This is a genomic window from Pseudomonas sp. E6002, from assembly GCF_013385565.1.
In the GTDB taxonomy this organism is placed as follows: Bacteria; Pseudomonadota; Gammaproteobacteria; order Pseudomonadales; family Pseudomonadaceae; genus Aquipseudomonas.
Genome location: NZ_JACAPT010000026.1, coordinates 84,224 through 93,570 on the forward strand (window position 1 = coordinate 84,224; position 9,347 = coordinate 93,570).

General features: G+C 62.4%; 8 protein-coding genes. 7 read left to right on the forward strand and 1 reads right to left on the reverse strand.

Annotated features, from left to right (window positions below):
- The first annotated feature begins 37 nt into the window (after positions 1-37).
- The 7 genes from HX815_RS21320 (at position 38) to HX815_RS21350 (ending at position 8,167) form a co-directional block, all read left to right on the forward strand.
- A complete protein-coding gene (locus HX815_RS21320; protein ID WP_177028838.1) occupies positions 38-1,993 on the forward strand; it encodes an FAD-dependent oxidoreductase in 1,956 nt (651 codons plus the stop codon).
- Entirely contained in the window at positions 1,969-2,559 is a 591-nt protein-coding gene (locus HX815_RS21325; RefSeq protein WP_177028840.1) for a cupin domain-containing protein, read from the forward strand. The genes HX815_RS21320 and HX815_RS21325 overlap by 25 nt, the downstream gene beginning before the upstream one ends.
- Positions 2,560-2,681: 122 nt before the next feature.
- Complete coding sequence (locus HX815_RS21330) at positions 2,682-2,870, forward strand: hypothetical protein (protein WP_003208968.1); 189 nt, start codon at positions 2,682-2,684, stop codon at positions 2,868-2,870.
- Positions 2,871-2,873: 3 nt separating this feature from the next.
- On the forward strand, positions 2,874-3,701 hold the full coding sequence (locus HX815_RS21335; RefSeq protein ID WP_177028839.1) for a hypothetical protein: 828 nt from the start codon (positions 2,874-2,876) through the stop codon (positions 3,699-3,701).
- A gap of 181 nt (positions 3,702-3,882) precedes the next feature.
- Positions 3,883-5,271 carry an amidase gene (locus HX815_RS21340; protein ID WP_008436038.1) on the forward strand — a complete coding sequence of 463 codons (1,389 nt, stop codon included), beginning with the start codon at positions 3,883-3,885 and terminating at the stop codon, positions 5,269-5,271.
- A 95-nt stretch (positions 5,272-5,366) separates the two neighbouring features.
- Positions 5,367-6,719: a citrate-proton symporter gene (locus HX815_RS21345; protein WP_008436037.1), complete on the forward strand. Its 1,353-nt coding sequence runs from the start codon at positions 5,367-5,369 to the stop codon at positions 6,717-6,719.
- Between the two features lie 101 nt (positions 6,720-6,820).
- Positions 6,821-8,167 carry an OprD family outer membrane porin gene (locus tag HX815_RS21350; protein WP_102368688.1) on the forward strand — a complete coding sequence of 449 codons (1,347 nt, stop codon included), beginning with the start codon at positions 6,821-6,823 and terminating at the stop codon, positions 8,165-8,167.
- Positions 8,168-8,176: 9 nt separating this feature from the next.
- Here the strand turns inward: HX815_RS21350 and HX815_RS21355 are convergent, their stop codons facing one another.
- Positions 8,177-9,079 (reverse strand): LysR family transcriptional regulator, encoded by a 903-nt coding sequence (locus tag HX815_RS21355; protein WP_003208975.1) that lies wholly within the window; start codon positions 9,077-9,079, stop codon positions 8,177-8,179.
- Positions 9,080-9,347 lie beyond the last annotated feature (268 nt).

The window sequence follows — 9,347 nt, forward strand, 5'->3', positions numbered from 1 at the left end:
GAAAAATAATAACAACAGCGCCTGGAGTATCCGCACCATGTCGCCCCATGCCTTTCCGCATCTTTTTGAACCGTTGGTACTGCGTGGCAAACGCCTGAAAAATCGCATCATGTCCAGCGGGCACGACACCTCGATGCCCACCGACAACCAGGTCAACGAGCAGTTGATCGCCTACCACCGGGCACGCGCCGAAGGCGGCGTGGGGTTGATTGTGTTGCAGGTGGCCGGGGTGCACGACAGCGCCCGCTACACCTCCCATGTGCTGATGGCCACCGATGACAGCTGCATCGACGGCTATCGCCGACTGGCCGAAACCTGCCACGCCCACGGCACCGTGGTGCTGTCGCAGATTTTCCATCCGGGGCGGGAAATCATGGAGTCGGCCGACGGTTTGCTGGCGGTGGCTTACTCGGCTTCCGGGGTGCCCAACGAACGCTTCCGGGTGATGCCGCGCGCCCTTGACCAGACAATGATCGACGAGATCGTCGCCGGCTACGGCGCTGCGGCAAGGCGCCTGTATCAGGCCGGGATTGACGGTGTGGAAGTGGTCGCCAGCCATGGTTACCTGCCTGCGCAATTTCTCAACCCGCGGGTGAATCGCCGCACCGACGGCTACAACGGCGAGCTGGAACAACGCCTGCGTTTCCTGCGGGAAATCATCGCCACGGTGCGTGCCGAAACCGACGAGCACTTCATCATCGGGCTGCGCATTTCTGCCGATGAACGCGACCCCGAAGGCCTGACCGAAGAGGATTCCCTGGCCGCCGTGCAACAGCTGCAATCACACCTGGATTATGTGCACATCGTTGCCGGCACCTCGGCCTCCCTCGGCGGCGCGATCCATATCGTGCCGCCCATGGCCATTGCCCCGGCGTACCTGGCGACAGAAGCGGCGACGTTCAAGACGCACCTGTCGATTCCGCTGTTCGTCACCGGGCGCATCAACCAGCCCCAGGAGGCCGAATTGATGCTGCAACGCGGCCAGGCCGATGTGTGCGGCATGACCCGCGCACTGATCTGCGACCCGCGCATGCCGGCCAAGACCTCAAGCGGCCATGCCGAGGATGTACGGGCGTGCATCGCCTGCAATCAGGCGTGCATCGGCCACTTCCACAAAGGCCTGCCGATCTCCTGCATCCAGCATCCCGAGACCGGCCGCGAATTGCAGTTTGGCCAACTGCAACCGGCACTGCGACGCCAGCGGATCATGGTCGCCGGTGGCGGCCCGGCAGGGATGAAAGCGGCAGCGGTGGCGGCGCAGCGCGGACATGAGGTGACCTTGTATGAAGCCAGTGCCCAATTGGGTGGCCAGGTGCTTCTGGCGCAGTTACTGCCCCGACGCAGCGAGTTCGGCGGGGCCAGTACCAACCTGCAGCGCGAGATGGAACTGGCCGGGGTCCGCGTGGTGCGCAACACCCGCGTCGACCGCCCATTGGTGGAACGCGAACAACCTGACCGGGTGATCATCGCCACCGGCGCCGAGCCCTACTGGCCGGCCTTCGAACGCGGCGGCGAATTACAGGTGGTGGATGCCTGGCAAGTGCTGCGCGATGAGGTGCCGCTGGGCCGTTCGGTGGTCGTCGTGGACTGGCGTTGCGACTGGATCGGCCCGGGCATTGCCGAGCGCCTCACCCGTGCCGGCCATCAGGTGCAACTGGCGGTGAACGGCACCCATTGCGGGGAAAACCTGCCGTTGTACGTGCGTGACCAACTGGCCGGCGAACTGCATCGGCTGGGCATTCCGATCATCCCTTACGCCCGTTTGTACGGCTGCGACGACACTACCGTCTACCTGCAACATACCGCCAGCGGCGAGCCGATGCTGCTGGAAAATATCGACACCCTGGTGTTGTGCCAGGGCCACCAGCCGGTGGACACTCTGGGCGCAGAACTGGAAGGCCTGGTGGCGTTCACGCGGATCGGCGATTGCCTGGCGCCGCGTACCGCCGAAGAGGCGATTTATGAAGGATTGAAAGTAGCGTGGGACATTTGAACGACCGACCGCCACAGCTGTTTCTCGGCACCCGCATCCGCGGCTTGCGCAAGGCCCGGGGCATGACGCTTACCGAATTGGCGCAGATGAGCGAATTGACGGCCGGCTATATCAGCCAACTGGAACGCAACCTCGCCTACCCGTCGATCCCGGCCCTGTTCAACATCGCCCGCAGCCTGGGGGTGACGATCCAGTGGTTTTTTGCCAGCGAGACCACGCCGGCAGCGGAGGATGAAGGTTTTGTGGTGCGCAGGAACAATCGCCAGAGCATTCACTATGAGGACGGGATCGTCGACCAGTTGCTGACGCCCCTGCCCAATCATCAATTGGAGATGCTGCACTCGCGCTTTCCACCGGGCACCTATAGCCAGCAGAGCTATAGCCATGAGGGTGAAGAGGCGGGTTATGTGTTGAGCGGAACGTTTGAGTTATGGGTGGGCGAGCGGCATTTTCAGCTGGTTGAAGGCGACAGTTTCAGCTTCCCCAGCAGTGAGCCCCATCGCTATGGCAACCCCGGAAAGGTGGATGCGGTGGTGATCTGGGTGATTACGCCGCCGACGTTTTAGACCGTTGGGGCAACTAAGGACGTTTCCTACGATACGCGGGGAGTTCTGGATGGGGACCATCAGTAGTCGGTAAAAACGGCTCTTGCTATAAAACCGACTACTTTTTTATGAGGGTGCCGGTCATGTTTGAGTCGTTTGCGTGGTTCAAGAAACCCACTGAGGAAGATCTGGAAAATATCAGGGCTATCAAGCGGTACAAAACCATGAGGATAGTGGGTGAGTGGGGTATTTCTGTCGACCCGGCGGAAATCGCCAACTCACCCGAGTTCAAGGAACACAAGCGCAAGATACGTGAACTGATATTCAAATAACCCATGGGGCTACTACTGATACTGCCGTTACTGGTGAGTGGCTATTTGGTGTGTTTGAAACACCCCGGCCATTACTGCCGCCTCCACCGCTTTGAGGGCCAGTTACTCTATCTACAGGTCGCAAGATTAGGCTGGACCTGCCTCGTACTGTCGTTCGTACTGACCACTTTGATTCTTTGCCTGTCCAAACAGCCGCTGCAACTGGCTGGCCAGACAATCCCCATTGATTACAGTGCTTATCTGGGCAAGCTGCTGATAGAGCTGGATATTGCCACCGAGAGAAATCATGGCCTCTGGGTATTTTTGCTCCAGGTCGGCCTGACAGCCATGATCATTCCCTACTGCTGGGCGCGATTATTTGTGCGTTGGCGTCGACGAAGACTGCAACTTGCTTCAGAGGAGGAACTGAACCAGCAATTGATGCTCGAGCTTCTAACGGGGCGCACCCTCAGGACCCTGCTCAGGGAATCCATTGCGCGCGGCTCTCAATGCATGTTCACGCTCAACGATCGGAATGTTTATGTGGGCGTTGTTTCATCCATCTGCGAGCCGAATGAGTCCGAAGGTATAGATCACGCCTTCAGTCTGATTCCGACCTGCAGCGGCTATCGCGACAAGGACACCTTGGAAATCATCCTCGATACTGAATACCCGGATGCGTCAGACGCTATTTCCATCATGCTGCTCCAGGAAGCGGTGGTATCAGCCACCCGCTTTGACCCTGCGACGTGGATGTCTTTCCAATCCCGCATACGGGCAAAACCCCAGCCTATCCGGAGCTATCGTCGTGAGTCGGCACGCAGGAAAAAGACGCCAGGTGCCTGCGCCTGAGGTCCTCCCGCCAAACAGTAAACCTTCCAGCCATTCCCACATCTACCCGCCGGTTTCAGTGCACACAAAAACGCAACACTGAACTGCACCGATTGTGATGGCCGCTTCACACCGGGGTTTATATAGTCGTTCCTACTGCAACCCGCCATGAGCCAGCCGGCCCATCACAAGGAAGCGTTCGATGACTGACCTGCATACCCTTACGGCCGCCGAACTGCTGGCGCAATTTGCCAGCCGGCAACTCGCGCCCATCGACTACTACGACCAACTCCTGGCCCACATCGACCGCTGGGAGCCGCAGATCAACGCGCTCTATGCCTTCGACCCGCAACAGGTGCGTCAGCAGGCCCAGGCCTCCACCGAGCGCTGGAACAAGGGCCAACCCAACGGCGCCCTTGATGGCGTACCGGTGACTCTCAAGGAGTTGATCGCCACCGAAGGCGTGCCCATTCCCCTCGGCAGCGCGGCTACCCGCCTGACCCCGGCCCTCAGGGACGCACCGCCCGCAGCCCGCATGCGTGAAGCGGGCGCGATAATCCTGGCCAAGACCACCAACCCGGACTTCGGCATGCTGTCTTCCGGCCTGTCGAGCTTCCACGGCATCACCCGCAACCCGTGGAACACCGCCAACAACACCGGCGGTTCCAGCTCCGGTGCCGCCGCAGCGGCCGCCGCCGGTTACGGCCCGCTGCACGTGGGCACCGACATCGGTGGCTCGGTGCGCCTGCCCGCCGCCTGGTGCGGCCTGGTGGGATTCAAGCCGACCCTGGGCCGCATCCCCATCGACCCGTACTACACCGGCCGCGCCGCCGGGCCCATGACCCGCACCGTCGATGATTGCGTGCTGTTGATGCAACACCTGGCCCGCCCCGATGCCCGCGATGCCACCAGCCTTCCGCCGCTCACCACCCAGTGGAGTAACCAGCCGCTGTCGGTCAGGGGCCTGCGCGTCGGCCTGATGCTTGAACCCGGCGCAGGCATGCAGCCTGAAGGCTTCGTCTGTGAAGCCGTGGAGCAAGCCGCGCGGCTGTTCGAAGCCCACGGCGCCAAGGTCACGCTGATCCCGCCAATCATGGACCGCGCACAACTCGATGGCCTCGACCATTTCTGGCGCGCCCGCCAGTGGGGCGATTTGTCGGCCCTGAGCAGCGAGCAGTTCGACAAGGTCTTGCCGTACATCCGCGACTGGGCCGCGCCGGGCGCCGAGATCAGCGGCGTACAAGCCGTAAAGGGTTTCAACCAGACCTTTGAAATGCGCCGCCGCGCCGCGCAGGTGTTCACCGAACTCGACCTGGTGCTGTCCCCCACCAACCAGGTCAATGCGTTCCCGGCCGAGTGGCCATCACCGAGCAACAACCCGCAACTGCCGTTCGAACACATCGTGTTCACGGTGCCGTGGAACATGGGCGAGCAACCGGCGTTGTCGATCAACTGCGGTTTCGCCGCCGATGGCATGCCCATCGGCCTGCAGATGATCGCCCCGCGTTTTGCCGATCAATGGCTGCTGCAAATCGCTAAAACCTACGAGAGCTGGCGTGGCGCAATCCACCACTGGCCGAATCCTTCCTGACTTTTGACGCTGTAAGAACTGCCCACCCACACGCCAGCTCCGGGCCCTCTTGGCCTGGAGCTCGGACGACCTATAACTAAAATCGAGGGGCTGGTATGCACACTGAGCAATTGACACGATCCGATCCTGATCACGCACCCGAAACACCGTCCCCGGACGCCGGCAAAAAGAGCATCTTCGCCGTGGTCCTGGGCAACGCCGTGGAGTTTTTCGACTTTGGTGTGTACGCAACCTTTGCGGTGATGATCGGCCACACGTTCTTCCCGTCCGACAGCGCCTTCGTCAGCCTGATGCTGTCGGTCACGGCGTTCGGTATCGGCTTTATCGTCCGGCCCCTGGGCGCAGTACTGATCGGCGCCTACGCCGACCGCGTCGGGCGCAAACCGGCGATGCTGTTGACCCTGGTAATGATGGCCGTGGGCACCGGCAGCATCGCGATATTGCCCGGTTACGAGACCATCGGTATCGCGGCGCCGATCCTGCTGGTGCTCACCCGCATGATCCAGGGCCTGGCCTGGGGCGGTGAAGCCGGCCCCGCCACCACCTACATCCTCGAAGCGGCGCCACCCCACAAACGCGGGACCTACGCCTGCTGGCAAGTAGTCGCCCAGGGCGTCGCAGCCATGGTGGCCGGGCTGGTAGGGTTCACCCTGACCAAGGTCATGTCCCCGGAAGACCTCAACAGCTGGGGCTGGCGCGTGCCGTTCGTGTTCGGCCTGCTGGTGTTGCCGATCGGCATCTACATCCGCCGCAACCTCGCCGAAACCTTCCACGGCCACGGCGAGCAAACCAGCACCGGCGACCTGGTACGGGAAGTCTGCGGCAAGCACCGGCGCGCACTGGTGCTGGGGTTGCTGATCCTTTCCGGCAGCACCATCACCCAGTACTTCCTCAACTACATGACCACCTTCGCCCTCACCGAACTGAAGCTTCCCACCAGCATTTCGATGCTCTCGACCCTGGTGGCCGGCGCCGCGATGGCCGTGTGCGCGGTGGCTGGCGGCATGCTCTGCGACCGCTTCGGGCGCCGTACGATCCTGATGACACCGCGGGTGGTGTTGCTGTTGATTTTGTTCCCGGCCCTGCAACTGATGACCGAGCACCCAAGCCCGGCGACCTTCCTGTTGACCCTGGCGGTACTCTCGGGCCTGCACGGCATGAGTGGCGCGGCGCTGATCGTGTTGCTGGTGGAAAGCTTCCCGAAATCCGTGCGCTCCACCGGTTTCTCCATCGTCTACGCCTTCGGTGTGGCGGCGTTTGGCGGCACCGCGCAGATCATCATCACCTGGCTGATCGGCACCACAGGCGATCCGATGTCACCGGTCTGGTACCTGCTGATCGCCAACCTGGTGTGCCTCACCGCCGCCTGGTTCGCCAAGGAAACCCGTCCGCCGCTGCCCGGCAGCCCGGCCCGCGAAACCCGGCTCACAGAAGCTTCGGTTCGCTGAATACCTTTTCCCACTGTCCCGCGTCTTTTCGCCACCGACCGGCAGCACCTGAAGGCCTGCCGGGACGGTCGCCTTACGTCTGATTTGTATGGGGATTTACCATGTATCCACGTCTTTTGCTGGCCGTCACCCTGGCGTCCAGCACCCAGGCTTTCGCCCAGGAAAACGCCCAGGCCAGCGCACCGGGCTTCCTCGAAGGCAGCACCCTGGACCTGAACCTGCGCCACTACTATTCCAACCAGCACACCCAACGCACCACCCACTTGAGCATCAAGAAAGCCGGCGGCGTCGAGCCCACGCGTGTACGGGAAACCTGGGTGCAGACCAGCATGCTCAAGTACAGCTCCGGCTACACCCAGGGCCTGATTGGCGTGGGCGTGGATGCGGGGATCTTCAGCGCGGTCAACCTGGAACGCGGGCACGGCAAGGTGGCCAATGGCGGCGACCGGGTGCTGGTGGACGGCGACGGCGATGCGATTCCCACCTGGAGCCGCCTGGGGGTGGGCGACGTGCGTTTTCGCCTGTCGAGCACCGAGATCAAGGCGGGTCGGCTGATGACCGACAATCCGATCCTGCGTTACAAGGACAACCGCGCCCTGCCCTCCAGCTTCCAGGGCGTGGGCTTGTTCAGCAACGAATTCGACTGGCTGTCGGTGCAGGGCGGCAGCTTCGAGCGGGCGATTCCACGCACCGGCACCGGCGCCGAAAAGCTCACCACCACCTTCGGCAACCGCGCCTACAGCGGCGCACGCATCAGCTACCTGGGCGCCACGGTAAAACCGGGTTACGGGCTGGAAGCCAGCGTCTACGCGTCGCGTTTCGAAGACATGTGGGACCAGACCTACGTCGGCCTGACCCACCGCATCGGTGACAAAAGCGACATCGCCTTGAAGACCGCCTTCAACTACTACCACACCAGTGACTCGGGCGACAAAAACCTCGGCTACATCGACAACAACGCCGCCAGCCTGGCCTTCACCGCCACGCACCTGGCCCACAGCCTGACCCTGGCCTGGCAGCAGGTATTCGGCAACGAATACTTCGACTACGTGTGGGAGTCCACCGGCAACTACATGGCCAACTCGCTGTACTCGGACTACAACGGCCCCAACGAAAAGTCCTGGCAGTTGCGCTACGACCTGGACTTCGCCGCCTACGGTGTGCCCGGCCTCACCGCCAGCCTGTGGCACGCCAAGGGTTGGGACATCGACGGCACCCATTACGATGGCGACCGCAACGGTCACAACACCGGCTACAACGTGCGCAGCCTGGATGGCGCCAAGCACAACGAAAACGGCTTGATGCTGGCCTATGTGATTCAGTCCGGAACACTCAAGAACACCGTACTGCGCACCATCGTCTACAACCATCGCGCCAGCGGCGGGCAGATTGACGGCAGCTACGATGAGTTCCGCCTCGTCGCCAATGTGCCGATCAACATCTTCTGAGGCTCAGGCTCAGTTCAGCGAACAACGCTGCATCGCCCCCGCCAGCATTTCCTGGCACTTGAGCACCGCCACCGAGCGGGGGCGGTTGCGGTACACGCAGAGGTCGATGCGGATGCGGCCGAGGTCTTCATCGGCGATCGGCACGGCGACCAGGCCGTCGCCCAGGTCCCGCACGTCTGCCTCGACCTGGGGCAAAATCAGCACCGCTGCCCGTTGCCGGGCCAGGCTCTTCTGCACTTCCAGGGAGCTGGTGGTGAACACCGGTTCGAGGGTGACGCCGCGTTTTTTTGCCGCCACTTCCAAGGCCTGGCGCACGCCGTAGGCCGAGTCGGGAATCGCCAGGGGCTGGCCTTGCAGTTCGCTCAATTCGATGCTGTCGCGCTGGGCGAAGGGGTGTTCGGCGCTGACCAGCACCCGGTGCCATAACTGGCAGTGGGCGGTGACTTCGACGTCGGCGCGCTCTTGCAGGTAGAACGCCAGGCCCAGGTCCGCCTCGCCGCTGCACAGGGCGTCGAGGGTGGCCGAGGCGCTGGCGATCACGATGTTGAAGGTGACCTTGGGGTGGGCGCGGTAGAAGGTGGCGAGCACCGGCGCGAGCACGGTGGAAACGATACTTTCTGACACATGGATGCTGATGTTACCGGCCACCTGGCTTTGGCGGCTGGCGATGACTTCGCGTACCTGGTCGAGGCCGCGCAGGGTTGAGGTGACTTGTTCGGCCAGGCACTCGCCCTCGGCGGTGAGGCGGATGCCGCGGGGGCCGCGCTCAATCAGGGCGGCGCCGAAGAAGTGTTCCAGGTGTTCGATCTGGCGGCTGACGGCGGTGGGGGTGACGTAAAGACGTTCGGCGGCCTTACGCAGGGAGGCGCAGCGGGCGACCTCGTGGAAATATCGCAAGGCGCGTAGTTGCATGGGGGTGCTCCTTTTTTTGGGGGTTGGGGTTGGGGGGTACGCAATTACTGCGCCATGCGGGTGTACATATCCGTTTCTTCGGTCACGGCGTCCTGCCGGTTTACCCGCTCTGCACTACCCGCGTTCGCTCAGATCAAGATCAAAAGCAGATCTGCTTTTCTGTGGGAGCTGGCTTGCCTGCGATGCAGACAACTCGGTGCATCAGGTACACCCAGTTGATGCCATCGCAGGCAAGCCAGCTCCTACATTTGACCGTGCCCGCTTTAGC

Coding starts and splice junctions, on each gene's coding strand:
- HX815_RS21355 (WP_003208975.1), bottom strand. CDS start 9,079: ATGCAACTACGCGCCTTGCGATATTTCCACGAGGTCGCCCGCTGCGCC.
- HX815_RS21320 (WP_177028838.1), top strand. CDS start 38: ATGTCGCCCCATGCCTTTCCGCATCTTTTTGAACCGTTGGTACTGCGT.
- HX815_RS21335 (WP_177028839.1), top strand. CDS start 2,874: ATGGGGCTACTACTGATACTGCCGTTACTGGTGAGTGGCTATTTGGTG.
- HX815_RS21350 (WP_102368688.1), top strand. CDS start 6,821: ATGTATCCACGTCTTTTGCTGGCCGTCACCCTGGCGTCCAGCACCCAG.
- HX815_RS21340 (WP_008436038.1), top strand. CDS start 3,883: ATGACTGACCTGCATACCCTTACGGCCGCCGAACTGCTGGCGCAATTT.
- HX815_RS21330 (WP_003208968.1), top strand. CDS start 2,682: ATGTTTGAGTCGTTTGCGTGGTTCAAGAAACCCACTGAGGAAGATCTG.
- HX815_RS21345 (WP_008436037.1), top strand. CDS start 5,367: ATGCACACTGAGCAATTGACACGATCCGATCCTGATCACGCACCCGAA.